The sequence below is a fragment of the Acidobacterium capsulatum ATCC 51196 genome (assembly GCF_000022565.1).
GTDB lineage: Bacteria > Acidobacteriota > Terriglobia > Terriglobales > Acidobacteriaceae > Acidobacterium > Acidobacterium capsulatum.
Genome location: NC_012483.1, coordinates 3295352 through 3322246 on the forward strand (window position 1 = coordinate 3295352; position 26895 = coordinate 3322246).

At 62.8% G+C, this 26895-nt stretch carries 22 protein-coding genes; 9 read left to right on the forward strand and 13 right to left on the reverse strand.

All coding sequences use genetic code 11. The annotated features are described in order from the left end of the window. Positions 1 to 97: 97 nt before the first annotated feature. The gene (locus ACP_RS13445) at positions 98 to 2272 is read left to right on the forward strand and encodes a CocE/NonD family hydrolase (RefSeq protein WP_083770616.1); all 2175 of its coding nucleotides are present in this window, start codon (positions 98 to 100) and stop codon (positions 2270 to 2272) included. A gap of 118 nt (positions 2273 to 2390) precedes the next feature. Here the strand turns inward: ACP_RS13445 and ACP_RS13450 are convergent, their stop codons facing one another. Next, on the reverse strand, positions 2391 to 3386 hold the full coding sequence (locus ACP_RS13450) for a tagatose 1,6-diphosphate aldolase (RefSeq protein ID WP_041839583.1): 996 nt from the start codon (positions 3384 to 3386) through the stop codon (positions 2391 to 2393). Between the two features lie 183 nt (positions 3387 to 3569). After that, positions 3570 to 4310: a ribonuclease PH gene (rph, locus tag ACP_RS13455; RefSeq protein WP_015897884.1), complete on the reverse strand. Its 741-nt coding sequence runs from the start codon at positions 4308 to 4310 to the stop codon at positions 3570 to 3572. 364 nt (positions 4311 to 4674) lie between these two features. On the opposite strand from rph, the gene ACP_RS13460 reads away from it, so the two are divergent. The 5 genes from ACP_RS13460 (at position 4675) to ACP_RS13480 (ending at position 9498) form a co-directional block, all read left to right on the forward strand. Further along, positions 4675 to 5586, forward strand: coding sequence for a sensor histidine kinase (locus ACP_RS13460; protein WP_148215161.1), 912 nt, complete (start codon positions 4675 to 4677; stop codon positions 5584 to 5586). A gap of 23 nt (positions 5587 to 5609) precedes the next feature. After that, complete coding sequence (locus tag ACP_RS13465; RefSeq protein WP_015897885.1) at positions 5610 to 7064, forward strand: sigma-54-dependent transcriptional regulator; 1455 nt, start codon at positions 5610 to 5612, stop codon at positions 7062 to 7064. Beyond that, positions 7061 to 7561 (forward strand): hypothetical protein, encoded by a 501-nt coding sequence (locus ACP_RS13470; RefSeq protein WP_041839585.1) that lies wholly within the window; start codon positions 7061 to 7063, stop codon positions 7559 to 7561. The genes ACP_RS13465 and ACP_RS13470 overlap by 4 nt, the downstream gene beginning before the upstream one ends. A 189-nt stretch (positions 7562 to 7750) precedes the next feature. Continuing rightward, positions 7751 to 8578 carry a hypothetical protein gene (locus ACP_RS13475; protein ID WP_015897886.1) on the forward strand — a complete coding sequence of 276 codons (828 nt, stop codon included), beginning with the start codon at positions 7751 to 7753 and terminating at the stop codon, positions 8576 to 8578. A gap of 146 nt (positions 8579 to 8724) precedes the next feature. Beyond that, positions 8725 to 9498, forward strand: a complete 774-nt coding sequence (locus ACP_RS13480) for a GNAT family N-acetyltransferase (RefSeq protein ID WP_015897887.1) — start codon at positions 8725 to 8727, stop codon at positions 9496 to 9498. A 37-nt stretch (positions 9499 to 9535) separates the two neighbouring features. Here the strand turns inward: ACP_RS13480 and ACP_RS13485 are convergent, their stop codons facing one another. The 3 genes from ACP_RS13485 to ACP_RS13495 all read right to left on the reverse strand — a co-directional run bounded on the left by ACP_RS13485 (position 9536) and on the right by ACP_RS13495 (position 15003). Next, a complete protein-coding gene (locus tag ACP_RS13485; protein WP_148215162.1) occupies positions 9536 to 12190 on the reverse strand; it encodes a transglycosylase domain-containing protein in 2655 nt (884 codons plus the stop codon). A gap of 52 nt (positions 12191 to 12242) precedes the next feature. Next, complete coding sequence (locus ACP_RS13490) at positions 12243 to 14000, reverse strand: proline--tRNA ligase (RefSeq protein ID WP_015897889.1); 1758 nt, start codon at positions 13998 to 14000, stop codon at positions 12243 to 12245. A gap of 160 nt (positions 14001 to 14160) precedes the next feature. After that, positions 14161 to 15003: a hypothetical protein gene (locus ACP_RS13495; protein ID WP_015897890.1), complete on the reverse strand. Its 843-nt coding sequence runs from the start codon at positions 15001 to 15003 to the stop codon at positions 14161 to 14163. 177 nt (positions 15004 to 15180) lie between these two features. Between ACP_RS13495 and ACP_RS13500 the strand changes: the two genes are divergently transcribed. Next, complete coding sequence (locus tag ACP_RS13500) at positions 15181 to 15621, forward strand: acyl-CoA thioesterase (RefSeq protein ID WP_041840322.1); 441 nt, start codon at positions 15181 to 15183, stop codon at positions 15619 to 15621. A gap of 11 nt (positions 15622 to 15632) precedes the next feature. Here the strand turns inward: ACP_RS13500 and ACP_RS13505 are convergent, their stop codons facing one another. From ACP_RS13505 to metG, 8 genes are all read right to left on the reverse strand, one after another. Continuing rightward, positions 15633 to 16073: a TA system VapC family ribonuclease toxin gene (locus tag ACP_RS13505; protein WP_015897892.1), complete on the reverse strand. Its 441-nt coding sequence runs from the start codon at positions 16071 to 16073 to the stop codon at positions 15633 to 15635. Further along, positions 16070 to 16294, reverse strand: coding sequence for a hypothetical protein (locus ACP_RS13510; RefSeq protein ID WP_015897893.1), 225 nt, complete (start codon positions 16292 to 16294; stop codon positions 16070 to 16072). The genes ACP_RS13505 and ACP_RS13510 overlap by 4 nt, the downstream gene beginning before the upstream one ends. A 77-nt stretch (positions 16295 to 16371) precedes the next feature. Continuing rightward, on the reverse strand, positions 16372 to 16797 hold the full coding sequence (locus ACP_RS13515) for a cobalamin B12-binding domain-containing protein (protein ID WP_015897894.1): 426 nt from the start codon (positions 16795 to 16797) through the stop codon (positions 16372 to 16374). An 18-nt stretch (positions 16798 to 16815) separates the two neighbouring features. Continuing rightward, positions 16816 to 18582, reverse strand: a complete 1767-nt coding sequence (locus tag ACP_RS13520) for an AAA family ATPase (protein ID WP_015897895.1) — start codon at positions 18580 to 18582, stop codon at positions 16816 to 16818. 173 nt (positions 18583 to 18755) lie between these two features. Next, complete coding sequence (locus tag ACP_RS13525) at positions 18756 to 19745, reverse strand: polyprenyl synthetase family protein (RefSeq protein ID WP_015897896.1); 990 nt, start codon at positions 19743 to 19745, stop codon at positions 18756 to 18758. Positions 19746 to 19775: 30 nt separating this feature from the next. Next, positions 19776 to 20276: a YajQ family cyclic di-GMP-binding protein gene (locus tag ACP_RS13530; protein WP_015897897.1), complete on the reverse strand. Its 501-nt coding sequence runs from the start codon at positions 20274 to 20276 to the stop codon at positions 19776 to 19778. Positions 20277 to 20337: 61 nt separating this feature from the next. After that, complete coding sequence (locus ACP_RS13535; RefSeq protein WP_015897898.1) at positions 20338 to 21156, reverse strand: TatD family hydrolase; 819 nt, start codon at positions 21154 to 21156, stop codon at positions 20338 to 20340. Positions 21157 to 21306: 150 nt separating this feature from the next. Further along, entirely contained in the window at positions 21307 to 23619 is a 2313-nt protein-coding gene (gene metG / locus ACP_RS13540; RefSeq protein ID WP_015897899.1) for a methionine--tRNA ligase, read from the reverse strand. 256 nt (positions 23620 to 23875) lie between these two features. Between metG and ACP_RS13545 the strand changes: the two genes are divergently transcribed. Both ACP_RS13545 and ACP_RS17455 read left to right on the forward strand, forming a co-directional pair. After that, positions 23876 to 25945, forward strand: coding sequence for an arginine--tRNA ligase (locus ACP_RS13545; RefSeq protein WP_015897900.1), 2070 nt, complete (start codon positions 23876 to 23878; stop codon positions 25943 to 25945). A 291-nt stretch (positions 25946 to 26236) separates the two neighbouring features. Next, entirely contained in the window at positions 26237 to 26734 is a 498-nt protein-coding gene (locus ACP_RS17455; protein WP_337998462.1) for a ferric reductase-like transmembrane domain-containing protein, read from the forward strand. Positions 26735 to 26895 lie beyond the last annotated feature (161 nt).

Genomic DNA, 26895 nt, shown 5'->3' on the forward strand with positions numbered 1-26895 from the left:
ACCTCTCCACCCTCAGGCCGCATCCTCGCGATGCGGCCTTTTTCTTTTTGAGCGAATACAATGAGGCCACGCATTCTCCCCGGAGGCCTCACCTCGCATGCTGCTGCGCCCCGCTGCTCTTCCGCTGGCCCTCGCTCTTCTGCTCACTCTTCCGGTCACCCTCCCGGCTCACGCTCAACAGCAGCCCGTCGCGCCTCGCATCCATCAATCAGCGTCAGCGCTCGAACGTTTTGTGGGTCAATACAGCTTCACCCGAGAGCCGGAGATTATCTGGTCGGTCTTCCGCCACGGCGATCACCTCACCGTGGAAGCACGCCGCATGGCCGCCGCGTCGCTGGCCGCCGCTGGTCCCTTGCGCTTCCGCAGCCCCGCCGATGGTTTCTCTCTTGTGTTCACCACCGATGCTGCGGGCCGCGTCACCGGCTTTGAGCGTCATCAGGGAAACAACGCCGCATCCGCCAGCAAGATCAGCAGCCATCCGGAGCCGAACCACTTCCGACCTTACTCGCGGCAAGAGGTCATGATTCCCATGCGCGATGGCATCAAGCTGCACGCGATCATTCTGCGCCCCACGGACACAAACCAGCCGCTGCCGTTCCTCATGCAGCGCACGCCTTACGGTGTGGACGAGTACGACTCCGACACCATCAATGAGCGCTACACCACGCTCGCGCAGAGCGGCTACATCTTCGTCATGGAAGATATCCGTGGCCGTTACGAATCGCAGGGCCACTTCGTCATGATGCGCCCGCTGGCCAATCACAAAGACGCGCACGCCGTGGATGAAAGCACCGACGCCTACGACACCGTCGCCTGGCTGCTCCGGAACGTTCCCGATAACAACGGCCGAGTAGGCGTCATGGGCATCTCTTATCCCGGCTTCCTCGCCATGGAGGCCGGCATCGATCCCAACCCGGCCGTGAAGGCCATCTCCCCGCAGGCCCCCATGACCGATGTCTGGATGGGCGACGACTTTTTTCACTACGGCGCATTTCGTCAGAGTTACGGTTACGATTACGCCCTCGGCATGGAAAGCAGCAAGGTCAATGCCTTTGGCTCGCTCAACGAAGACGCCTATAACTACTTTCTCTCCGCCGGCAACTTTGCCGGAGCCGTCAGCAAATCCGGCGCCGGCCTGCTGCCCACCTGGAAGGCCTTCCTCAAGCATCCCGCCTACGACGCTTTCTGGCAGAAGCGCGCCGTCCAGCCGCACCTCACCCGCGTGACGGTGCCCACCCTTGAGGTCAGCGGCTGGTGGGACCAGGAAGACATGTGGGGCCCGCAGGCCGAGTACGCCGCGCTCGAAAAGCATAACCAGCCCAACGACCCCGCGCACCGCGTCTACCTGGCCATCGGCCCCTGGAATCACGGCGGCTGGGCCAGCACCACGCGCTACCTCGGAGCCGTCGATTTCGGCTCGGCCACCGGCGACTATTTTCGAGAACACGTCGAAGCGCCCTTCTTCGCTTACTACCTGAAAGGCCAGCCCGGCTTCAACCTCGAGAACACCATCACCTTTCGCACCGGCACCGATCAGTGGGAGCGCTACGCCCAATGGCCGCCCCGCGCCTCGCACCTCGAAAACCTCTACCTCGCATCGAACGGCGGCCTCACTTTCGAGTCACCCGCTCAGCCCACAAGCTTCACAGCCTACACGTCGAATCCTGCTGATCCCGTGCCTTATCGCAAGCGCCCCATCCAGGCCACCTACGCGCCCGGCTCGCACTGGTACACATGGCTCGCGCAGGATCAGCGTTTCGTGGGCCACCGCAAAGACATCGCCCGCTGGGAGACGCCGCCGCTCACGCACGCTCTGACCATCAGCGGAGATGTGTACGCCGATCTTCTGGCTTCTACCTCCGGCTCTGACGGCGATTGGGTGGTCAAGCTCATCGACGTGTATCCTGACACGCCAAACGCCGGTGCGCCGCCCACCTCACCCAATGAGGACACGCATCTGGCCGGCTACCAGTTGATGATCGCCGGGCAAATCTTCCGCGGCCGTTACCGCACCAGCTTTGAGCACCCGCGCCCCACGCCGCCCAACCAGACGGAGCGCTATCACTTCAGCCTGCGCGGTGTCGATCACGTCTTCCTCCCCGGCCATCGCATTCTGGTGGAAGTGCAAAGCTCATGGTTCCCGCTCTACGACCGCAACCCGCAGACATTTGTGCCCAACATCATGAAGGCCAAACCAAAGGACTACCAGCGCGCCACCATTCACATCTACGCCGCCTCTCATCTCGAACTGCCAGTGATGCCGGGCGCGTAGGCCAAACCACCGGCCGGCACGAAGCTGCGGCTATTCCTCCGCAAAGTCTGCGAACTGTTTGCGCGCAGCAAAAAGCGCCGCATCGCTGCGGCGCTTTCCTGTCTTCCTGCAAACGGAACTAGCCGTTCACATCGACCTTGTCGTGCCACGAGTGCGCGGCTTCGAGGGCCTTGTTCACGTTGTTGATGTTTTCCACGCCGGTCGAGAGCAGCCACTCTTCAAAGGCCTTGGCGCCCTGCTTGGCATAGACGGCAATGCCGTCCTTCCAGGTGGCGCGGCCGCACAGCACGCCGTTGAAGCTCGTGCCCGACTCCGCCGCCAGCTCCAGCGTTTCAATGAAGACCGGGTTTGAAACACCCGCCGACAGATAGATGAACGGCTTGTGCGTCGAAGAGGCCGATGTGCGGAAGTGCTCCAGAGCCTCGGCGCGGGTATACGCTTTGGTGCCCTTGAAGGCCTTCGTGCCTTCCACAAACTCCATCTGGATCGGCACTTCCACCTTCAGCACGTCCACGCCGTAGCGCTCCTTGCCAAACTCTTCCATCGAGCCGGTCACCACATCGGGCTTGCGCTTGGCGTACTCGAGGCCCTTTTCGTCTTCGCCATGCACCGCATAGCCCACCGTCTCCAGGAAGAACGGGATGTCATGGGCGCGGCACTCATCGCCAATGCGCTCCACCCAGGCATGCTTGTGGTCGTTGATGGCGGTCTTCTCATAGGGCGTGTAGTAGAGCAGAATCTTGATGCAGTCCGCGCCCGCTTCCTTCAGGCGGCGCACGCTCCACACGTCGAGCAGATCGGGCAGGCGGCCCGGCAGGGCAGCGTCATAGCCCGTCTTCTCATAGGCCAGCAGCAGGCCCTTGCCGTGGCGCTTCTTTGAGGCAGGCAGGCCAAACTCCGGGTCCAGCAGAATCGCCGAGGCATGCTGCGTCAGCACGTCGGTGACGAGTTCCTTGAACTCAATCAAAGCCTCGTCGGGCAGATCGGCCACGCCCTTTTCCTTGGCGAGCGACTTCTTGAGTGAACCGCGCTGATCCATCGCGGCGGCGGCAATCACGCCCTTCGGCGTCGAAACTGATTTCAGTCCGGCCAGTTTGCCGGGCGTCAACTTCATAGACATGGGGTAAATCCTCCTGATCGATTTCCTGCAAAAGTGGAACAACCGCCGTCCGCGGCATCCCGCAGCCGTTCGCTGCCGGGAAAGACCTCTTGAAGACGTTTCGCCAATTTTAGAGCATCTCAGCCCTCTGCGCGGCGCGCCGTGACCGCCGCCACAGAGGAAATGCGCCTGCCGCGCCTATCCTGCGCTCTCCATCGCCGCCCGCTGCAGCGCCAGCAGCTCGCGAATGCCCTTCTCCGCATAATCCATCATCTCCATCATGCGCGCGCGCGGAAACGCCTGCCGCTCGGCCGTCGCCTGCACTTCCACCAGGCCGCCGTCTTCGGTCATCACCAGGTTCATGTCCACCTCGGCCTGCGAATCCTCTTCATAGGCCAGGTCCAGCAGCGTCGTGCCTTCCACAATGCCCACGCTCGTCGCGGCCACCAGTTGCCTGAGCGGAGAAGCCTTCAGCGTCCCGGCCTTCACCAGCCGCTGGCAGGCAATCGCCAGCGCCGTGCAGGCTCCCGTGATCGCCGCCGTGCGCGTCCCGCCGTCGGCCTGCAGCACATCGCAGTCCAGAATCACCGTGCGCTCGCCCAGCGCCTGCATGTCCACCACCGCGCGCAACGAGCGGCCAATCAGCCGCTGAATCTCATGCGTCCGCCCGCCCACCTTGCCGCGCTCTGACTCGCGCGCCGTGCGCGTCAGCGTGGCCCTCGGCAGCATGCCATATTCGGCCGTCACCCAGCCGCGTCCGCTGTTGCGCATCCAGCCCGGCACGCCCTGCTCCACGGTGGCCGCGCACAGCACGCGGGTATGGCCCACCTCAATCAGCACCGAACCCTCCGGCATCGACGTGTAGCCAGCGGTCAGTTTCACCGGGCGCATCTCATCCGGACGCCGTCCCGAAGCACGAAAAAACTCTTTCTCTGTCATGGCTTTCATCCTACGGGGCCGGGCTTGTGGAGGAAAGCGAGCCGTATCCCGCAGCTTTTCCACATCCCGCTCCCCGCACAGGAGCGCAGTTCCTCCGTGCCCAGCCCAAATCGGGAAAGCCGCACCGCGTTCCAGATCGGGAAATTCTGACAACACCCTATGCTTTCAGCAAGTTGCGGCACACTGGCGCTGAAATTTCCCATTGTGGAACCCGAAGCCCGCTTCAGCTGCCTCGCCGGATCATCTTCCGTTCGAGAGCAAGTCTTTTATTTTCTTTCATTTGCAATTCGCGTCCATATTTGGCACTCCATCTGCACTAACAGTTGCCAAACAGGAACCTTATCCGAAGAACAAGGAGGGAATCATGGGGGGCATTCTTACTTTTCCCGCCAGACCGGCGCGCTGGGCGCCCCGGCTGGCGGCCGACTTCAGTGGATTGGCGCACGACCTGCGCAACGTGATGGCTTCGCTCGAACTCTGCGCCGAAGTCCTGGCCCAACCCGGGGTGCTGGTCCCCGAGCACGCCTATCTGGCCGGGGAAATTCGCTCCGTGGCCGATGCCAGCATCGGCCTGCTGCGGCAGATGGGCCGGCTCGCGGAGCGGGAAATCGGAGCCGACACAGCGCTTCCACCGGCTGCGGCCCAGCGGCTCGAGCCCGGCCGCAGCCGCGTCGCCACCGTGCTCACCCGCATGGAGCGCCTGCTCGCCGCTGTCGCCGGTCCGCGCGTGCATCTGCAGATCGCCTGCGCGCCCTGCTGGGGCCGTCTGGCCATGCCCGCCGCCGATCTCGAACGCGTGCTGGTCAACCTGGTGCGCAACGCCAGCGAGGCCATGCCCGAGGGCGGCCGCATCCGCATCGCCGCGCAGATGGCCGGGGGCCAAAGCTTTGCCGCCGGAGCGGCCGGCCTGCCGCTGCGCACCGCAGACTCGGTGATGATCACCGTGCAGGACGACGGCCCCGGCATCCCGTCGAGCCTCGCCACTCGCATCTTTGAGCCAGGCTTCAGCACCCGCAATCCCGAGGCGGACAGCTCGCAGAGCACCCGCCGCCGCGCTTCCTCGGTCGGTGCCGGCCACCAGCCGGAGGCCGGGTCCGAGCTCCGGCGTGGCCTTGGCCTTGCCATCGCCCGCGATCTGGTCGAGTCCTGCGGCGGCGTCCTCAAACTCGTGCGCAGCACGCGCGGCGCACGCTTTGAGATGGAGCTGCCGCTTACGAACGTAACCGATTCCCCGGCCTCTTCCGGGCGAATCCCCGTGAAAGGTGGCCGTGCATGATGCGAGGATGGGAAACAAATCTTATGGCGGATGCAATCCAACACCTACCCTTACCGGGAGCGTCCATCGCCCGGCTGCATGTTCTGGTCGTCGAAGAAGACCCCATGGTGCGAGCCTCCTGCTGTGAGATCGCGCAAAGCCACGGCTTCGCCGCCCATGGCGTCGAGCACCTGCAGGCCGCTCGCGGCTTGCTCGAAAGCAATGGCGTCGATATCGTGCTGGTCGATCAGCGCGCAGCCATGGGGCCGGGCTTTGAGCTGCTCGACCGTCTTCGCGCCCTGCATCCTGAGACGGCCATCGTCGTCATGGCTGCGGTCTCCAGCGTCTCGGCGGCTGTCGAGGCCATGCGGGCGGGCGCGCACGACTACCTCATCAAGCCATTTTCCCTCGAAGAGCTCACCTCCGTGCTCGACCGCCTCGCCCGTCATCGCACCATGGATACGGCCAGCCGCGGATTGCGCGAGAAGCTGCGCCTGCAAGGGGGCTTCGGCAACATCGTCGGCCAAAGTCCCGAGATGGAGAAGCTCTACCGCATTCTCTCCAAGGTGGCGCAGACCACGCACCCGGTCCTGATCCTCGGCGAGAGCGGCACCGGCAAGGAGCTGGTGGCGCGCGCCATCCACGTCCACGGTCACTATGCCAGCAAGCCCTTTCTTCCCGTCGATTGCAGCTCCATCGTGCCCACTCTGATGGAAAGCGAGCTCTTCGGGCACGTGAAGGGCGCTTTCACCGGAGCCACTCGCGCCCGCGACGGCCTGCTGGTGGCCGCCGAGGGCGGCACCGTCTTCCTCGATGAAATCGGCGAGATGCCGCTCGACCTGCAGGCCAAGCTGCTGCGCGCCCTTCAGGAGAAAGAGGTGCGCCCGGTCGGCGCCACGCATCGCGTCAAAATCAACGTCCGCATTCTGGCCGCCACCAACCGCAACCTGGCGGAGATGGTCGAGCAGGGCCGCTTCCGCCGCGACCTCTATTACCGCCTCAACGTGGTCAAGCTGGTGCTGCCGCCCCTGCGCGAGCGCCGCGAAGATATCCCGCTGCTCGCCGCTCACTTTCTCGACCGTATCGGCCGCGAATACGGCAAGAAGTTCCGCCTGAGCGCCGAGGCCCTGGCCATGATCAGCGAATACCCCTGGCCCGGCAATGTGCGCGAGCTCTCGAACGCCCTCGACCGCGCCTGCTCCTTCTGCTCCGGCGAGCAGGTGCAGGCCGGCGACCTCACCAGTCCCGTCAAGGACTTCTACCTGCAACACGCGGCTATGCAGCGCAAGCGCCCTCGCACCCGCGCCGAACTGCCCGAGGCCGAGGCCGAAGTGCTCTCGCTCGCCGAGATTGAAAAGCGCGCCATTCTCTCCACGCTCGCTCAGGTCAAGGGAGACAAGCTGCTCGCCGCGCGGCTGCTCGACATCGGCAAGACCACGCTCTACCGCAAGCTCAAGGAGTACGGTGTCGCCGAAGAAGGGAAGGGAGGCCTCGCATGAGTCTCGCCGCATTGATCATGACTTCCGCCGAAGCACTGGAGCCCTGCCTCACTGAACTGCGCGAGCGGCTGGGCGTCGAAGCCGAAGTGGCCTCCTCGCGCCGCGCAGCCCTGCAGGCATTGACCCGCCGCGAGTACGCCGTGCTGCTGCTCGATCAGGCTATGGTCGAGGCCGACGTCGAGGGCGCCGAACTGCTCTGGAAGCAGGCCGGTCTTGCCATCCCCGTGCAGGTGAACCTCGCCTTGTCGAGCCCGGCCCGCATCGTCCGCGAGGTGCGCGCCGCTCTGGTCCGCCGCGAGCAGGAGATGTCGCTCTCGCTCCGCGCCGCGGCTGCCGCCGTCGATACCGAAATCAAAAACGCCGTTACCGCGCTGTTGCTGCAGTCGCAGCTCGCGCTCAGCGTCGAGGGCCTTGCCCCCGCCGCCCGCGAAAAGGTCGCGCAGGTCGTGCAACTGGCCGAAGGTCTGCGCGGCAAGCTCGAAACTGCCCAGGCCTGAGAGTGTTGCTCTCAAACCTTCCCCCGTCCGTGGCAGCCGAAGCACACGGATGGGGGATCGTTCCCGCCCCGCTCTTCTCTTACGCTCATTGCAAATGAGAGTGCGGATCGAGCGCCCTCGTCCTGCTCGCGCCGCAAGCCGTGCGGGTGAAACTCCCAACCTCCCCTAACCTTCACCACAGGAGTTCTCATGTTGTCTTCTCTGCGGCGCTCCGCCGTTGCGCTCGGAGTGTCTCTGCTGCTCGCCCTATCTTTGGCCGCCATTCCGGCCTGGGCTCAACCCGCTGCCGCTCCCTGGGCCTTCCGTGCCCTCGCCGCACCCGGGACGCACCGCTATCCCGTCGCTCCGGCCGCCGAAAGCGTTCGCCCCTTTTCGCAACTCGCCGTGGGCGTCAAGTTCAGCACGCTCGGCGCAGGCGTTGAAGTCGCGACTCCGCTCAGCGGGCATTTCAATCTGCGCGTGGGCGGCAATTTCTTTCAGTACACTGACCACCTCACCACCAATGGCATTCATTACGCCGCCGCGCTCAACTTCTCTTCGGCCCAGGCCAGCATCGACTGGTTTCCCTGGGGACGCAGCTTTCACGTCAGCCCCGGCGCGCTGGTCTACAGCGGCAACCGCATCATCGCCAACGGCTCGGTCCCCGGCGGCACCAGCTTTACCATCAACGGCAATGACTATGTCAGCGACCTCGCCGATCCCGTTGGCGGAAGTGCCCGCATTGACCTCGCGCATGCCGCTCCCATGCTCACCTTCGGATGGGGCAATCTGATTCCGCGCAAGCCCGGCCATTTCATCATTCCCTTTGAAATGGGCTTCGCCTACATCGGAGATCCCAAGGTCGGCCTCAACTTCGGCGGCTCGGTGTGCGATGCGCAGCAGTTGGGCTGCCGGCCCGTCCAGTCTGACCCCACCTTTCAGTCCGACGTCGCCGCCGAAAAGACGAAAATCCAGAACAACGCGAACTACGCGCGCTTCTACCCCATTCTGTCGCTCGGCTTCGCCTACCGCTTTTAGCTTTGGCCCTCCGCACGCGGGGAGCTCTCGCGCTCTCCGCGCTTTTTTCTCTCCGGCGGCTCCCATGCGTGTTCCTTCCGTCCATGCATTAGCCTGAAAGGTGGCCATCCGTCGCGTTGCGCTGGCTCTTTGGAGAGAAAAATCTCATGACTTCCGAGCCCGATCTTTCCCGCGCTGCCGAGCCCGGGTTCGCTTTTCTCAATCCCATCTGGCACTCGCTTCAAACGCATCATGCAGCTCTGGCCATCCGCCGTCCCGGCCATGGCGGCGCTCTGCGCTACCCGCCGGAGGTGCTGCGCTTTGCTGCCGTTCGCGACAACACGTCCCAAGCCATGCGAGATCTGCACGCACTGCTCGATCCCGGAGAATCGGTCTATCTTTTCAGTACCACTCCGAGTCGCGAGTCTACAGAAGACTCCGGCGCATACACGCCGCCCGCGACCGTCCCCGGTCTCGTGCACGAGTACAGCTTCGGCGGTTTGCAGATGATCCTTCCGGCTCAAGCTCCGTTGCCGTCACTCGATCCCGGCATTTCCATCGCGCCCCTCTCGGTCGAAGATGTTCCAGCCATGCTGGCGCTGATTGCGGTGGCTTTTCCCGGATATTTCTTCCGCCGCACCCTTGAGCTGGGCGCCTATTATGGCGTCTGGCAGGGCGGGGAACTGGTGTCGATGGGCGGAGAGCGGCTGGCCTTCGGGCCTTATGTGGAGATCAGCGCCGTCTGCACCCATCCGGCCCACACTGGCCGCGGATACGCCGCCGCCATCATCGCCCGGCTTCTACACGAGCATCGCGCTGAGGGCCGCCAGTCGTTTCTGCATCTGGCCGCTGCCAACGCTCGCGCCCGCGCGCTTTACGAGCGTCTGGGCTTCCGCTTCTATCGCACACTCGACTTCCAGCGCTTCATCCGCAGGGATTGAGTTGCCTCTCCCCGGCCTGTTTTCCCAGGCCGGGAGCCTAATCCTGCGGCTGATCCTGATTGCTGTTGTTCTGCGGCTTCTGCTGCGGATTGTTGTTATTGTTGTGCGATCCGAAGAGGCGCGACCAGAAGCCCCGTTTCTTTTTCTTCTTCGGCTCCTGCTGCGGCTGCTGTTCCGTTTGCTGCGGCTGCGGGGTGGCCTGCGGTGTCGGTACCGTCACCGCCTGCGGAGTCTGTGGCTGCGTGGGCTGCCCGTTCTGCGGCTGCGGCTGGGCCGGCTTCTGCCCGATCCCGAAGATGCGCTGGAAGATGTTCCGCTGGTTGCCGTTCACATGGTCGCAGGTGTCGGTCGGCTGCGTGCCGTCCAGAAACCACGCCGTGTAATCCTCCGGGCAACTGGAGTCGGCCACCAGGTTCGTCGCCTTGTCGAGCGTCTCCTCCACCACGCCCTGCGGCGGCGTGAAGTCCTTCACGTCGGAGTACTGCGGCAGCGTGACGGCCTTCTTCATGAACTCGGACCAGATCGGCAGCGCGGCGGTCGCGCCCTCCATATGCAGCACCGAGTAGTCGTCATTGCCCACCCACACCACGCACAGCAGGTTGCTCGTGAAGCCCGCAAACCAGGAGTCATTCTCCGTGCCTGTCTTGCCCGCCGCCGGGGCAGTGAAGCCATACTGGCTGCGCGCGCCCGCGCCCGTGCCGTGGTTGATTACGGCTTCCATCAGCGCCGTCGTCAAAAACGCCACGCGCGGATCGAGCAGCGGCTTGCTCTGGTTGCTGTAGTCGGCAATCACATTGCCGTTCGAGGTGCGCACCGAGGCCAGCATCCAGGGCTGCTCCCAGATGCCGTTGTTGTCAAACATCGTGTAGGCGCCGGCCAGTTGCAGCGGCGTCGCTTCATAGGTACCGATGGCGGCCGAGAGCGTCGGCTGGAAGGCCGTCAGCCCTGCCTGGTGCGCCAGCGCAATGATGTTGTTCAGCCCCACCATCTGCGCAAGCTGAATGGTCGCGTTGTTCAGCGACTCCATCAGCGTGAAGCGCGCCGTCACTTCGCCAAAATACTTGTTCTCAAAGTCATGAGGCGAATACGTCTTGCCGTCGGCAGTCGTGAAGGTCGTCGGCTCATCATTCAGCATCGTGACCGGCGAAAACACGGCGCTGGTGCCGTTGAAGTTGGTCAGCGGAGTCCCGGCCAGCGACGTATTGAAGGCCGATGCGTAGACGATCGGCTTGAAGGTGGACCCCGTCGGCCGGTGCGCCATTGCGTGATTCAACTGGCTGTACTCGTAGTTCTTGCCGCCCACCAGCGCCAGCACCTGCCCCGTGTGTGGATCGAGCGCCACCAGCGCCACCTGCGGCAGCACCAGCGGCTTCACCTTCAGGTGGTGCCGCTCCTCATAGCGCACCGCGCGCTCATGCTGCTTGCGCACCACATCGTCCACATGCTGCATGCCTTCGGTGACGGCCTCGGTCGCCGCCTGCTGCAGTTGCGGGTCGAGCGAGGTGTAGATGCGCAGTCCCTGATCGTTGTAGGCGTCATTGCCCAGCCGCTGCGAGAGCTGGTCGCGCACCAGGTCCACAAAATACGGTGCCTCTCCGGCATCGACCGCGCTGGGAATCAGGTGAATTGGTTCCGCCTTGGCCGCCGCGGCCTGATCTTGAGTGATGGCGCCGGTCTCCACCATTGCGTCCAGCACTTCATTGCGGCGCACGGTCGCCCGATGCGGATGCCGCATCGGATTCAGCCAGCTCGGGCTCTGAATCAGGCCCGCCAGCAGCGCGCACTCGTCCAGGTTCAACTGACCCACGTTCTTGCCAAAGAAAGCCTGCGCGGCCTCTCCAAAACCGTTGATCGAGAAGCTGCCTCGCTGTCCTAGGGGCACCTCGTTCGCATAGAGCTGGAAGATCTGCTTCTTGTCCAGCTTGTTCTCCAGCTCCATCGTGACCACCACCTGCAAAAACTTGCGGCGCCAGGTGCGGTCCGGAGTCAGAAAGAACATCTTCGCCACCTGCATGTCGATGGTGGAAGCGCCTTCATACATCTTGTGCCCGGGCAGCAGGTAGTCATTCACAAAGGAGCGGGCAATGCCCGTGTAAGAGAGGCCCCCGTGCTGAAAGAAGCGGCGGTCTTCAATCGCGGTGACGGCCGGGACGAGGTACTTCGGCAGCTCATCATAGGTCACCAGCCGGCGCTTGACGCGGTGCGCGTCCGAGAGGCCGGTGATCAGCAGCGGCTCCAGTTGATAGGCGGCAAGCTGCTCGCCATTCTGTCCACTGATCTGCGAGACCACCCCACCGGCAAAGCTGATCGTCGCGCTATCGGGTGCGTGATAAGAGTTCGGGCCGGGATGCACGATGACCGAATCCGCGCCCAGCGAGTAGGTGCCCATCTGCGAGACGGGGTCGCGTCCCGTCCGCGTGTAACCGGCCTGCTGCAACTCGTGCGCCACAAACGACGCGTCAATCTTCTGCCCGGGGCGCACTTCAAACGGCGCGGCATAAATCTTCGCCGTGTCGGCAAACAGCGGCTTCGACAGCCGCGCATCGACGATCTTCTGGTATTTGAAGTAGTAAAAGCCAAAGATGGCGGCAAATACCACGGCCACGCTGGCCAGCAGCAGCACCGCGATCGTCACAAACTTGTGCTTCAACACGTTGCCGAGCCGCCCGGCCACCTTTACTTTGACTGCCAATTCAATACCCTGCCTTTTCTGCTTGTTTCGACGTTGGGATGCGGAAATTCGCTCAGGCGGTGAGTGCCTTCAGCGCTTCCACCGCCGCATCCAGCGCAACATCCTGGCTGCTCGCCGTCGCGCGCGTCACCAGTTCCGTCTTGCCTTCGAGGGTCTTCTTGCCCACGTTGAACCGGTAGGGAATCCCCACCAGGTCGGCGTCCTTGAACTTTACGCCGGCCCGCTCCTCGCGGTCATCCAGCAGCACGTCATAGCCTGCGGCCTCCAGTTGCGCGGCCAGCGCTTCGCCCGCCTGCCGCAGCGTCTCATCGGCCATGTTGGTGATGGTGACCACCACATCAAACGGAGCAATCGAGCGCGGCAGCCAGAAGCCGTTCGCATCATTGTTCTGCTCAATCGAGGCGGTCAGAATGCGCTCGATGCCAATGCCATAGCAGCCCATGACCGGCATCACTTCCTTGCCGTTTTCATCGAGCACGCGCGCGCCCATGCTCTCGGTGTATTTGGTGCCCAGCTTGAAGATGTGCCCAATCTCCACCGCCTTGGCCACCTTCAGCGGCTCGCCGCACACCGGGCATCCCTCGCCCTCGGCCGCATTGCGAATATCGGCAGCGACCGTCCACGTAAAGTCGCGCCCCGGCGTCACATTGCGATAGTGATAGTCGAGCTTGTTCGCGCCCGCCACCAGATTCCTGCGGCCTTCGAGTCCAAGATCCAGAACCACATTCAGGCTGCCATCCCGCAGCTTCTTGGCCGGAGTCAGCCCCACCGGCCCCAGATAGCCCGCCGGGCCGTGCATCCATTTTTCCAGCTCCTCGGCCTGCATCGGACGCAGCTCCGTCGCGCCCACCACTGCCAGCAGCTTGGTCTCATTCACAAAATGGTCGCCACGCAAAAACGCCGCCACTGGCTCCCATGTGCTTGTCTTGCCGTCCTCGCTCGGAACCTCGGCCATGTACGCCACGCACTTGATGTCTGAGTGCGGCTGCATGCCCAGAAACTTGCAGATGTCGGCAATCGCCGCCTGGCCCGGCGTCGAGATCAGCTCCGGCTGGCCATCGCCCGTCGCCGCTAGTTCCTCGACCGGAGCCAGCTTCGACGTCGCCTTCTCCATGTTGGCCGCATAGCCGCACTTGGCGCAGCTCGCAATCAGGTCCTCACCGGCATCGGTGTACACCATGAACTCCTGCGAGCCCGAACCGCCCATCGCGCCCGAGTCGGCTTCGACGACGACGAAATTCAACCCGCAGCGCGTAAAGATTGCGCGGTACGCGGCGTCATGCAGGTCATAGCTCTTGTCGAGCCCGGCCTGATTCAGGTCAAACGAGTAGCTGTCCTTCATCAGGAACTGGCGCACGCGCAGCAGCCCCGAGCGCGGACGCGGCTCATCGCGAAACTTGTTCTGAATCTGGTACCAGATCTGCGGCAACTGCTTGTAGCTGCGCAGCTCATTGCGGGCAATATCGGTCATGACCTCTTCATGCGTCATGCCCAGGCACAGCTCCGCGCCCTTGCGGTCCTTCAGCCGGAACATGTTGTCGCCCATCACCGTCCAGCGGCCGCTTTCGCGCCACAAATCCGCGGGATGAATCGCCGGCAGCAGAAACTCCTGCCCGATCTTGTCCATCTCCTCGCGCACAATGCCCACGATCTTGTTGATGGAGCGTTGCCCGAAAAGCAGGTACGAATAAATGCCCGCTCCAAGCTGCCGGATGTATCCGGAGCGCAGCAGAAACTTGTGGCTGGCAACTTCAGCGTCAGAGGGAGCTTCGCGCAGGGTGGGAACAAACAGCCGGGACCAACGATGCATGCAGGGTTGTCTACCTTTTCGGGCTCAGCCGGCCCGGGGAAATTTCACTCGGAAATACCCTGATTTTACCTGCTACGCGGGTCAGCCCACAGCGCCAGGGCGGCGCAATGCGTGGGCTGACCCGGAAATGAAGCAAAAACAGATCACCCGCAGGAAGACCCTATTCGCTCTGCGGCCAGTTCGGCTGCTGCATCAGAGTCTTTGCCGCGTCTTCCAGCGACTGATTCTCAGGGGCCGGCTGGAAGTCCGTATCGACCTCGTCTTCGTTCTGGCTGATCGTCTTGAAGAAGAGAATGTGCCCGTTGATGTGAACGTGCGTCGCCACGATCTCCCACACATGCGGCTGCAGTTCCTTGCGCTCCACGTCAAAGGTACCGCCCTGGTTCATGTGCCCGAGGATGCCCCAGCCAAAATTCACGGCGTGAATCAGCTTGCCCTTGAAGGTCTTGATGCGGTACTGGTGCCGGTCCACCACCATTTCGCCGGCCATCGCGGCAAATACTCGCGACTCCATCGTTGGCGGATTGAAGTTGGGATTCGGCTTGTAGGTCAGCGTAATGTCCTGGTCATTCTCGCTGGCAATCTTCCAGATAAAGGCATTCGGCAGCATGCGCAGCATCTGTTCGGTCTGCTTGGCATCGTGCTCGTCGGCCTTGCGCTTTTTGTCCTGCAGGCTCGGGCTGTTGACGTAGGTATTTACCTTGGCCTGCTGCTGCGCGATGGGGATGGCATTGCCATTCAGCTTGGTCACGCGCGATACCGAGCCATGCGACGTGGTTTGAATCACAATGCTGTACTTGTTCTTCTGCGGCGTGACGTCATGATCGCGATAAATGAACACGGAGTGGTCATTTTTGTCGGCCGCCAGTTCGGTCTTGATGGCCGTCCACACCAGATCGTTGATCTGCTTCTGGCTCTCCTGCGGGTTCTGCGCCAGAGCCGCGCGAGGGAAGAGCGAAACCGATGCAATCACAACGCAGAGAAAAAGGCCGGATAGTTTCATAAGTTTTGTTTTCGATGCTCCTGAAATTGCGTGCACAGCTTCTAGGATGCCGAATCAGTCTGGATGGCCCCAGGCAACCTTTCTGATGCTATCTCCTTCATTGCGCGGCAGAAAACCCCTCTCTCGCTACAGATTTTGATTCCGTTGCGCGCCTATCCCCGCCGTTACACTGGTCTTATGAGCGTCCCTTCCACCACAACGCTGCGCGTCCGTTATGCGGAAACCGATCAGATGGGTGTTGTCTACTACGCCAATTACCTCATCTGGTGCGAGCTGGGCCGCGTCGAGTTTCTGCGCCAGCTCGGCTTCGACTACAAGTCCATGGAGGCCGAAGACGGCTGCATGCTCCCCGTCGTGGAGGCGAATTGCCGCTACAAGTCGCCTGCCCGCTACGACGACCTTATCCGCATCGAGACGCGTGTGACCGGCCTGCGCCAGCATGTCATCAAGTTTGGCTACCGCATTCTGCGCGCCGAATCCGGCGAGTTGCTTGCCGAGGCCGAAACCGTCCACGTCGTCGTGGACGCAGCCATGCGCAAGCAGCCCATGCCCGAGAAATATGCTCAGGCCATCCGTGCCACCATGACGCAGGTTGTGCCTCAATCCGCACTCTCGTAAGATTCGGATTTCTACGAAAGGCAGACGATCCAGGAGTGCTTTTGTAATGCTGGAGGCAGCAGAGAGCCCAGGCCGCGGTCGAAGGTAAGCAGCCTGCCTTGATGGTGGTGGGCCAATCCAATCAGATAGGCGTCTGTGACCTGTTTGTGGCCGATCAATCTGTCATGAGTGAATGAGGCGGCTTCGTTCACGCCCACAGAATCTGCCCAGAAGACATGGCTGCGATGCTTCAGATTCTCTTGGAGTACATGGATCGCGTCCCGCGCGGTAACGGCGCTTTTGGAGAAAGCTGGATTCGAGACGATGCGGACAAAACCTGTCTGGGTCAGCGGACAGGTCGCCCATCCATGCCTGGAGTGTTCGCTGAACCATTGTTGCGCTCGCACATGATGAACATGTGACGGCCAGAACATAGCAACCAGCACGTTGACATCAAGTAATGTGACGCTCAAATCTCAGATTCCAGATCGCGAACCATCTCGTCCGTGACGGGTGAACTATCTGCGGGCAGATCAAAAACCAGAAGCCCATTCACACGGCGCGTAGGTGCCGGTTGCACCATCGCGCGGCGCAAAAGCTCTGTGACGGCGCGCCCCAACGGAAGATCGCGAGCTTCGGCGTAGCTGCGAACTTCCTCAAAAACATCATCATCCAAGGCAAGCGTCGTACGCATGCCATGATGATGATGCTTTTCGATTATGATGTCAAGCAAAGAAATAAGGCATCAATGGTTCCATCGTGATGCGAGCCCTAAGCCATCAGGCTGCGAGGCTTCACGTTCTCGCGAATAAACTGCACTGTCGTATCCAGCGGAGTGCCCGGACCAAAGATCGCTGCCACGCCCTTCGACTTCAGGAATTCCACATCCTGTTCGGGAATCGTCCCGCCGACCACCACCAGGATGTCCCCGGCCTCGCGCTCGGCCAGCAGCGCCGTCACGCGCGGCACAATCGCATTGTGCGCGCCAGACAGAATGCTCAGCCCGATGCAGTCCACGTCTTCCTGCACGGCGGCATTCACAATCATCTCCGGCGTCTGGCGCAGCCCGGTGTAGATGACCTCCATCCCGGCATCGCGCAGGGCGCGGGCAATCACTTTGGCTCCACGGTCATGGCCATCCAGGCCCGGCTTGGCGACCAGGACACGAATCGGGGCAGTGCGTTGGGGTGTGCTCATAGCGGACAGGTGAGATTATCACAGCGCCGGTTCGCCCAGCGACTCCAGCAGCGTCTGCCGCTCGGCTTCGCGCAGGTGGCTCGCGAGCTCCAGTGCCTGCCGGCGTAATTCCGTGGCTTCGTCCGGCGCATGCCTCTGCCCGGCCCGGCGGGCTGCGGCCAGCAGCGCTTCCACGGCCGGTCTCCACTCTCCGGCGGCCTCAAAGTGCAGGGCGATCTCCCGCGCCACATCTGCCTCGCGTCCGGCAAACAGATCTCCCAGCCGCCGCGCGATGCGTCCATGCCGCCGGCCCCGCCGGGCAGCCGCCTGGCGGTCATAGAGCACCTCGCGGTACAGCCCATGCACAAATACAAAAAAGGCCGACCGCGAGCCATCCGGCAGCTCATCCACACCGCCCCGGTGAATGAAGTGCACCCGCCGCGCCATATCTTCGCAGGCTTCTTCCGCTGCCGCCGCATCTCTTTCGAGCGCCGCCGCCACCGCCCATGCCGGAAACGCAACCCCCATCAGGCTGCCGGCCTCCAGCAGCGTCTGTTCCTCGGCGCTCAGTTGCTCCATCTCCAGCGCAATCATCTGGGCCAGCCCCGCCGGCACGCGCGGCTCCACTGTCTCAAAGGCGGCACGCTGCTTCCATGCCCCGGTTTCGCCCTCCTGCCCCAGAATTCGCTGCGCCGTCAGGTGTTCCAGCAGAGCCACGGCAAACAGAGGATTCCCCTCCGAGTGCCGGTGTACAAAGCCGGCCAGCCCCGCCGGCAGTTCGTTCTGCCCAAGCTTCGCCGCCAGCAGTCCCTGCATCGCGCGCAGGGTAAGCGGCTGCAGGCAAAGCTCGCTGCTGAGCTGCCGCGTCACCAGATCCTGCATCAGCCGCTGCTGGCTCTGCGCCGCGTCGCCCTGCGTGCGCACAGTGGCCACAATCAGCAGCCTGGCTGGCCCCCGCCGCCGCGCGAGCGCCGACAGCAGATCGAGCGTAAAAGCATCGGCCCACTGTACATCTTCAAAAACCAGCACCAGCGGAATCTCCGCCGCGATTGCCTCCAGTGCGGCCATCACATTGCCCGGCAACCGCTCCTGCGGAGCCACCATGCGCTCCCCGGCATCGCCGCGCCCCAGCGCTGACAGCCACACGGGCGCCAGCCGGGCCAGCGCCGCGCAAGCTGCCTGCGCTGAGGCGCAGAGTTCCCGCAAGGCCTCCGTCACCGGATAGTAGGCTTCCCGCGCCGCCAGCCCTTCCACGCACTGCCCCCGCGCCACCGTCGTGCTTCCAGATGCTTCCAGTTCGCTCAAAAACGCATCGACCAGCGTGGTCTTGCCGATGCCCGTTTCCCCGGTCACCCACACCACGCGCCGCTGACCGCCGCTCGCGCTGCGAAACTCTGCCCGCAGCCGGGCCAGCTCCGCTTCGCGGCCAGCCAGAGCGGCACTCGAAAGAGATGCACCGGTTTCTGCAGCCGAGTCCGCCGCTTTCACGGCAGACGGCGAATACGTGCTCACCGCTGCGACAAATTGATACCCGCGTTTCGGCAGCGTTTCAATGTACTTCGGCTCCGCCGCGTCATCGCCCAGCACCTTGCGCAGGTCGAGCATGTAAGTGCGCAGAATCTGCGGCTGCACAAAAGTCTCGGGCCACAGCGCATCCAGAATCTCGTCATGCGAAATCAGCCGCCCGGGATGCTCCACCAGATATTCGAGCACCGCAAACGGCCGCGGCCGCACGGCAATGCGCTTCGAGCCGCGCCACAGGCACTGATTTTCGGCGTCGAGCCGGAACGCGCCAAACTGCTTCATCGAGCCGGGGCACTCCGTGCAAAAAATAGGGAAGTCATGCTCATCAAGACTCTGCCGTGCAGCGTAGTATGCCGATCATACTGTGAGATTGTGCCCCGGAAGAATGGGCTTCTGATCGTTACGCGGAGAAGGGCTGCGAAGTTCCGCCGTAAGCAGCCGGTCGGGCAGGCGCGCTACTTTTCGCGCGCCACCACATAGTCCGGCACCCAGAGCAGGGCGCGCTTGTAGTCGGACTCAGGCAGAAAGCTCAGCGCCTGCCGCGCGGCTTCCGCATATTCAAAGGCGGTGTTCATGGCGTACTCCACCGAGCCATTGCGCTTGAGCGCCGCCAGAATCTGGTCATGGCTCACACGCTCAAAGTTCTGGTCTTCGAGCACCGTCAAAATGGCCGCGCGCTCTTCCGCGCCGCCGTTTTCGAGCGCATGAATCACGGCCATCGTGGCCTTGCCCTCGCGCAGGTCGCTCGCGACCGGCTTGCCCAGCACCTCTTCAGTGGCTGTCAGGTCGAGCACATCGTCCACAATCTGAAACGCCAGTCCCAGGTTGCGCCCGTACTCGCCCATGCACTCTTCCTCGGCGTCGGTCGCCTTGGCCAGCACCGCGCCCAGCCGCATCGACACCTCGAAGAGGCACGCCGTCTTGCGGTAGATCAGGTCGTAGTACTCCTGTGAATTCACCTGGCGGCCCAGCGTCTCCAACTGCATCAGCTCGCCTTCGACCATCTGCTGCGTCAGCCCGATCAGCAGGTCCAGCACCCTGAAGTTGCGCTCATCGAGCGCCACGCGAAAGGCCTGCATGTAGAGCCAGTCGCCGGCCAGCACGCACTTGGCGTTGCCCCACGTGGTGTTGGGGGAGGGCCGTCCCCGGCGCATATCCGCCGCATCGATGATGTCGTCGTGCACCAGGGTGGCCGTATGCACCATCTCCACCACCGCGCCCAGACGGGTCGCGCCCGCGCCACGGTAGCTCTGGCTGCGTGCGGAAAGCAACAGCAGCAGCGGACGGATTCGCTTGCCGCCGCCCTCGCGCAGGTATTCGGCAATCTCGGTGATCACCTGCACCCGTGAGACAGCAGCGGTCTCGAACTCGCGTTCGATTTCGAGGAGATCGTCGTGCAGCAGGTCGAAGATCTCTTTGGCCGTGGCTATCGTGGGTGTGCTCACTCGTGCTCCGTTAAATAAATACGTTTGCTGCTAGTTTGACCGGTAGTTCGTGAACTGCATGTCGATGCCGAAGTCGTGGCCCTTCAACAGCGCAATCACTTCCTGCAGAGTATCGCGATCCTTGCTCGAAACCCGCACCGTATCCCCTTGTATGGATGCCTGTGCCTTCTTCTTCGAGTCTTTAATCAGTTTCACAATATCCTTGGCCTTCTCGGTCGGAATGCCCTGCTGCAGCGTCACCTTCTGCCGCACGCTTGAGCCCGTGGCCGGTTCCAGCTTGCCCCAGGTGAGCGCCTTGAGCGAGATGCCGCGCTTGACCATCTTCTGCTGCAGAATCTCTTTCACCGCTTCCAGCTTGTACTCATCCGCCGAGGCAAGCTGCACCGCTTCCTCGCCCTCGATCGAGATGTCCGACTTCGAATCCTTCAAATCAAAGCGCGTCTTGATCTCTTTCATCGCCTGATCGACGGCGTTCCGCAATTCCTGCAGGTCGAGCTTGCTCACAATATCAAATGAATTATCGCTGGCCATAATGAAATATCTCTTCCATAGATTAAATGCACAAAGCCCCGTCCGGGATACTGCCGGGCTTTCAGATGCTCACTGCCGTGCCGAAAAACGCGCCAAAGTTTTGGGTGGTGCGCAAAGCGGCCTCTTCCGGAGCGATTTGCCTGAGGCTGCCCACCGTCACCGCCACCTCTTTCACCCACGCCGGCTCATTGCGCTTGCCCCGGTTCGGCACCGGAGCCAGAAACGGGCAATCCGTCTCGATCAGCATGCGGTCGAGTGGCACCTGCAGGGCCGCGTCGCGAATCGCCTGCGCCTTGGGGAAAGTGATGTTGCCGGCAAACGAAATCAGAAAGCCCATATCCATCGCCCGACGGGCGTGCTCCCACTCGCCGGTGAAGCAGTGCAGAATGCCCCCCAGCCCGGTCGGCTTCCACTCCGCCTCCAGTTGCGCCAGCGTATCGTCCCACGCGTTGGTGCTGTTGTCTGACGGGCGGCAGTGAATGATGATGGGCCGCTTGTGCTTCGCCGCCAGCGCCATCTGCCGCGAAAACGCATCCTTCTGCACCTCGCGCGGCGAATGGTCATAGTAGTAGTCCAGGCCAATCTCGCCGCAGGCAATCACTTCGGGCCGGGCGAGCAACTCATCCAGCCGGGCCAGCGCTTCGCCGGTTGCATACTGCGCTTCGTGGGGATGAATCCCCGCGCTCGCCCATATCTTTGGCAGGCCCGGCTTTCCGGCATACTCGCGGCTCAATTCGGCCGCGCGATGCATCGTCTCGGGCCCGTCGCCGATGCCGATGGAGAGAATCCCCCGCACGCCCGCCTGCCACGCCCGCGCGAGCATCGCCTCGCGGTCGTCGTCGTACCGTGCGCTATCCAGATGTGCGTGCGAATCAATCATCGGCAATCTCTGTCCTGCGTTTGGAAGGCTTCCCTCGGGCGCCGTTTCTGACCACTGGGGCTGACTACTGAGAACTCTCCCTGATACCCCACATCCCGCTTCGGAGATGTGGGCCTTGCGCCGAAGGCGCGTGCGCCTGGACGGTGAGTCCTACTTGAGCTTTGCCCCGTTCTCAATCGGCTCATGAAAGCCTGCCAGCACAGCCTTGCCGCCCTCGACCGAGGCCGCCAGCAGCATGCCGTTCGACTCCAGCCCGCGCATCTTGCGCGGAGCCAGATTGGCCACGATCACGATCTGACGCCCAATCAACTGCTCGGGTTCATAGGATTCGGCAATCCCGGCCAGAATCTGCCGCGTCTCCCCGCCCAGGTCCACTTCCAGTCGCAGCAGTTTGTCGGCCTTGGGAACGCGCTCGGCCACCTTCACCTGTGCGACGCGCAGCTCGACCTTCAGGAAGTCGTCGATGCTGATCTTGCCCTCGGGCAGCTCCGGCGCAGGCTTGGCAGTGGGTGCGGCGGCCGGCTTTTTAGCCACCAGCTCCTGCACCATGCCGGCAATCGCCGTCTCAAAGGCCGCCGCCGCCGAGGCCTCGCTGGTGGTCTCCGCCAGCGCCACGGCAAGCCCATCCATCGCCGCGCGCAGCTTCGAGGAGTGCGCCACTGGAGCCGCCGCACCAGCCGCTGAGACTGCGGGTGTCTCAAGCTTTTGCGTTGCAAGAGGCTGGGATGCGGGTGGCCCATTCAAGCCGGCTGTTGGCTGGAGTGGGGTCGTTTCTGCCCCGTTCGTGCTTTCTCCGCGTTCCGTTTCCTTCTCCGTCTCAGCTTTCACCACGTTGTTCGCTTCCATTTCCTGCATTCTTGCCACCGCTTCCTTTTCCGCGCGCGGAAAGACCGGTCCCAGCACGCCGAGCTTCGTGCCCGGCTGTAGACCGCCCCACGCTAAATTCTTCAGTTCGCCGCGCTTGGCCGCAGCCTCAATGTCGCCCAGCCCAAGCTGCGCCCAAACCTGCGCCGCCGCCCACGGCATCACCGGATACACCAGCGTCGTGATCACGCGAATCGCCTCCGCTGCTGTGTACAGTGAGCGTGCCCGCAACGCCGCCTGCGCGTCATCGGTGACGCCTTCCTTCTGCTTCCACGGAGCCTGCGCCGTCAGGTAGCCATCCACCGCGCCCACCAGAGTCCAGACGGTTTCGAGCGCGCGGGAGAAATCCAGCCCTGCCATGTGCTCGTCAAAGGCGGTCAACGTCCGCGCCGCGGCCTCGCCAATCTCTGCCGAAGCTCCGTCGTTCGCCGGCACCACCCCGTCGAAGTACTTCTGAATCATCGATAGCGTGCGGCTCACCAGGTTCCCATAGCCATTCGCCAGATCGGCGTTGTACCGCTGGACTAAAGCATCGAAGGAAAAGCTCCCGTCCTGCCCGAAGACCACTTCCCTGAGCAGAAAATACCGCAGCACGTCCGCGCCAAACCGGTCCTGCCCGGCCTTCGGCAGATCAGGCTTCATCGCGCCGAACACATCCAGAATCGTCTCCGCGCGCACAATGTTCCCGCGCGATTTTGACATCTTGTTCTGCTCAAACAGCAGCCATCCATGCGCCACAATGCTCTTCGGTAAGGGCAGCCCGGCGGCCATCAGAAACGCCGGCCAGTACACGCAATGAAAGCGGCTGATCTCCTTGCCGATAATGTGCAGGTCCGCCGGCCAGAACTTCGCAAACCGCGCCCGCGCCGCCGCATCCTCGCTCTCCCACCCGAGCGAAGTGATGTAGTTGGCCAGCGCGTCCATCCACACGTAAATCACGTGCTTCTCATCGCCCGGCACCGGAATGCCCCAGTTGAAGCTCGTGCGGCTGATGGAGAGGTCTTTGAGGCCGCTGCGCACAAACGACAGCACCTCGTTGCGCCGTGTCTCCGGCTGAATGAACTCCGGATGCGCCTCGTAATACTCCAGCAGCGTGCGCTCAAAGGCTGACAGCTTGAAGAAGTAGTTCTCCTCGCTCACCGTTTCGGTGATGCGTCCGCAGTCGGGGCAGGCAATCCCCGGCGGCCCGTCCACATAGGCCTCGTCTGACACGCAATACTGCCCTGTGTAGGTGCCCTTGTAGATGTACCCGCGCTCCTTCAGCAGCGCAAACAGCTTCTGCACGCCGCGCTTGTGCCGCGGCTCGGTCGTGCGAATGTAGTCGTCATATTCGAGGCCCATACGGTCCCACAGCCCGCGAAACTGCGCCGATACCTCGTCGGTAAACTCCTGCGGAGAGCAGCCGGCCTTCTCTGCCGAGCGCTCAATCTTCTGCCCATGCTCATCGGTGCCGGTCAAGAACCAGGTTTCGATGCCCAGGGCGCGCTTGCGCCGCGCAATCGTGTCGGCGACCAGCGTCGTGTACGAGGTGCCGATGTGCGGACGCGCGTTGACGTAATAAATCGGAGTCGTGAGGTAAAACTTCTTGGATTCAGGCATGAGGAAAGCGCTTGCGAGCCAGGCCCGCGATCGAGAGAAACTCACTCTATCTTAAGGCATTCCCTCCACGAGCATCGGGTGCCCCGGGTCCGTGTTTCCAGACCTGGGATTCTCCACTCTCGATCTTCAGGGCTTCCGCTGCTGAGCGACGCACTTCCGCATCCTGCATGTCCCCCATCGCCCTTGAGAGCAGGGAAACGATAAAATCACAGAGAAATCAGAGAAAAAATCCAGCAACATCCCCGGTGACCGACCTGTGTATCTGACCCAGCAAAGCCTTCTGCGCGAGCGCCTTCACGCCCGGCTGCTCGAACTCTACCCGCAACTCGACCCCTCCACCTTCGCCGCCATCCTGAAGGTCGAGCAGCCCCCTGAGAGCAAGTTCGGCGATTACGCCCTGCCGCTCGCCTTCGAGCTGGCCCGCGCCCTGCGCAAAGCGCCCCGCAAAATCGCCGAGGAGATTGTCGCCGCCCTCGCCGTCCACCCCATCCCCGGCTTCGCTGCGTTTGAGGTCGCCGGGGCCGGATACATCAACGCCCGCCTCGACCGCGCCGCATTCGTTCGCGATTTCGTGAAGAGAAGAATGTATTGGAAGCAAGGTCTGGCTTACATTTTGGTCGAGCACACCAGCATTAATCCGAATAAGGCGGCCCATGTTGGACATCTTCGCAATGCGATCCTCGGGGATACCTTTGTCCGGCTGCTAGAAGCCCAAGGCTTTTTAGTGGGTGTGCAGAACTACATCGACAACACCGGCGTTCAGGTGGCGGACATCGTCGTTGCCCTCCAGCATCTTGAGGGCCTCAATCTCGCCGCCGTCCAGTCGCTCATGCAGCGCCTCGCCGCCGAAGGCCAGCGCATCGACTTCTACTGCTGGGACCTCTACGCCCGCGTCTCGCAGTGGTACGAGGCCGACCCCGAACAGAAAACCGCTCGCAGGCAGCTCCGCCTCGACACCCTCCACGCCATCGAGCACGGCGGCAACGACTCCGCGGCCATCGGCGACCTCATCGCCACCGCCGTCCTGCGCCGTCATCTCGAAACCATGCTGCGCCTCGGCATCGAGTACGACTTTCTGCCCCGCGAGAGCGAAATCCTCCACCTCCACTTCTGGGAGGAGGCTTTCGAACTGATGAAGGCCAAAGGCGTTCTCTACTTCGAGACCGAGGGCAAAAACAAGGGCTGCTGGGTCATGACCCGCCCGGGTACTAGCCGTACGGGCGAACCGCTTCGCGCAACGGACGATACATCCCCGGCTACCGAATCAGCAGCACCCGATGAAGACGCCAAGGTCATCGTGCGCTCCAACGGCACCGTCACCTACGTGGGCAAAGATATTGCCTACCACCTCTGGAAGTTCGGGCTTCTAGAAAAGGACTTTAAGTATAAGAAGTTCTTCCAATATCCTCCGTCTACAAAATTCGAGGACGGGCGGGAATGCTGGATATCTGCCGTTGAAAGCAGTGAGTTCCGCCCGCGATTCGGCAAAGCGGAGGCCATCTACAACGTCATCGACGCCCGCCAGTCGGACCCGCAGGCCAACGTCATTGAGGCCCTGCGCGGCATGGGCTACACCGAGCAGGCCGCCCGCTACACCCATTTCTCCTATGAGATGGTCGCCCTCACCCCGCGCTGCGCTCTCGACCTCGGCTACCAGGTGCCCGAAGAAGACCTCACCCGGCCCTACATCGAGGTCTCCGGCCGCAAGGGCTTCGGCGTCAAGGCCGACGACCTCATCGACAAGCTCATCGACGCCACCCAATCTGAGGTTGCCAGCCGCCATCCCGAACTGCCCGAAGAGGAGCAGGCGCAGACCGCCCGCCAGATCGCCGTTGGAGCGCTGCGCTACTTCATGCTCAAGTACACGCGCAACACCGTCATCGCCTTCGACTTCAAAGATGCGCTCAGCTTCGAGGGCGAGACCGGCCCCTATCTCCAGTACGCCGCCGTCCGCACCCGCAGCATCTTCCGCAAGGCCGATATGACTCCGGACGAGGCCCTTTCCGCGCTCGCCGCTCTGCCCGCCGACCGCATCGCGCCTTTCCTCTCCGGCGAAGACGCCGAAGCCATCTGGGCCGTCTGGCTCCGCGCCGGCAAAACCGCTTTGCTGCTGGAGCAGTGCATTCAGACCGCCGAGCCGGCCTATCTCGCCAAGCACGCCTTCCAACTCGCGCAGGACTTCAGCAACTTCTACCGCCGCCACCACATCCTCACCGAAGAGGACGCGGCCAAGAAGACTCTCCTGCTCGCCACCGCCGCCGTCGCCCAGCGCGAACTCATCCGCTCGCTCGCCTGGCTGGGCATCGACGCCCCCGAAGTCATGTAGGCGCTTTCATCTCCCGGGCGGACGGGTGGCCAATTCAAGCCGAAGGCTTGAGTGGGGCTGCCTGTTTCCCCTTAGCGGGTGCTCCGGGTTCGTATTTTCGGACCCGGGATGCAGCCAACATCCCAGTGCCAATCAGTCCCGCCGAATCGTCATGGGGTGTTCATCCCTCAACACGTATCATTCAGATGAAATCGTCCCTGAGGCACGCCGATCCTACCCTTCGGAATCACCATTCTCGATCTCAGCGCTTACATCGGCCTGGCCGCCGTCGGGCTCATTGCCGTCAACCTGCTGCTGGGCATGCTCATCTCCATGCGCTACAGTCCCATGCGGCACTGGCCCCACCGCCATTGGAACCACTTCGCGCTCCATCGCTGGACCGCCTATCTGTCTCTGGTCACGCTGTTTCTGCACCCGGCCGTCCTGCTGCTGGCCGCCCGCCCGCACTTCCGCCTCTTCGACCTTCTGGTGCCCATCCACTCGCCCCTGCAGCCCACCATCAACGTGCTGGGAGCCATCGCCCTCTACCTGCTCCTTGTGGTGATCGGCACGTCCATGCTGCGCCACCGCATGCCCCGCCGCCTGTGGCGCGGCCTGCACTATCTGGTTTATCCGGCTGCCGTGCTGCTGCTGCTTCACAGCCTGCTGACGGACCCCAACCTCATCAATGGCCACCCGGACTACACCGATGGCGGCAAAGTCTTCGTCGAGATCACCATCCTCGTGGTGGCCGCAGCCTCTTACGTTCGCTACCGGCTTCGCGGCAAAGGCCTCCGCCCGCTCCAATAGCTCCATTCCTGCCATCTCCCACCACGCACAGTTGCCGGTCCACAGTTCACCGTGGCCAAAGCCTGGGATGGGACTGGGGATGGGGCTTGGGATGGCGTTTGGGGGGCGGAGTAACGTTACTCGGACGCGCAAAAAAAAACACACATTAACGTCCTGGAAGT

Excerpts from the sequence above, each read along its gene's own strand:
- ACP_RS13450 (WP_041839583.1), bottom strand. The coding sequence starts at position 3,386 with ATGAAGTTGACGCCCGGCAAACTGGCCGGACTGAAATCAGTTTCGACG.
- ACP_RS13515 (WP_015897894.1), bottom strand. The coding sequence starts at position 16,797 with ATGAGCACACCCCAACGCACTGCCCCGATTCGTGTCCTGGTCGCCAAG.
- ACP_RS13460 (WP_148215161.1), top strand. The coding sequence starts at position 4,675 with ATGGGGGGCATTCTTACTTTTCCCGCCAGACCGGCGCGCTGGGCGCCC.
- rph (WP_015897884.1), bottom strand. The coding sequence starts at position 4,310 with ATGACAGAGAAAGAGTTTTTTCGTGCTTCGGGACGGCGTCCGGATGAG.
- ACP_RS13445 (WP_083770616.1), top strand. The coding sequence starts at position 98 with ATGCTGCTGCGCCCCGCTGCTCTTCCGCTGGCCCTCGCTCTTCTGCTC.
- ACP_RS13530 (WP_015897897.1), bottom strand. The coding sequence starts at position 20,276 with ATGGCCAGCGATAATTCATTTGATATTGTGAGCAAGCTCGACCTGCAG.
- ACP_RS13475 (WP_015897886.1), top strand. The coding sequence starts at position 7,751 with ATGTTGTCTTCTCTGCGGCGCTCCGCCGTTGCGCTCGGAGTGTCTCTG.
- ACP_RS13470 (WP_041839585.1), top strand. The coding sequence starts at position 7,061 with ATGAGTCTCGCCGCATTGATCATGACTTCCGCCGAAGCACTGGAGCCC.
- ACP_RS13490 (WP_015897889.1), bottom strand. The coding sequence starts at position 14,000 with ATGCATCGTTGGTCCCGGCTGTTTGTTCCCACCCTGCGCGAAGCTCCC.
- ACP_RS13510 (WP_015897893.1), bottom strand. The coding sequence starts at position 16,294 with ATGCGTACGACGCTTGCCTTGGATGATGATGTTTTTGAGGAAGTTCGC.
- ACP_RS13520 (WP_015897895.1), bottom strand. The coding sequence starts at position 18,582 with ATGAAGCAGTTTGGCGCGTTCCGGCTCGACGCCGAAAATCAGTGCCTG.
- ACP_RS13500 (WP_041840322.1), top strand. The coding sequence starts at position 15,181 with ATGAGCGTCCCTTCCACCACAACGCTGCGCGTCCGTTATGCGGAAACC.
- metG (WP_015897899.1), bottom strand. The coding sequence starts at position 23,619 with ATGCCTGAATCCAAGAAGTTTTACCTCACGACTCCGATTTATTACGTC.
- ACP_RS13465 (WP_015897885.1), top strand. The coding sequence starts at position 5,610 with ATGGCGGATGCAATCCAACACCTACCCTTACCGGGAGCGTCCATCGCC.
- ACP_RS13535 (WP_015897898.1), bottom strand. The coding sequence starts at position 21,156 with ATGATTGATTCGCACGCACATCTGGATAGCGCACGGTACGACGACGAC.
- ACP_RS13495 (WP_015897890.1), bottom strand. The coding sequence starts at position 15,003 with ATGAAACTATCCGGCCTTTTTCTCTGCGTTGTGATTGCATCGGTTTCG.
- ACP_RS13480 (WP_015897887.1), top strand. The coding sequence starts at position 8,725 with ATGACTTCCGAGCCCGATCTTTCCCGCGCTGCCGAGCCCGGGTTCGCT.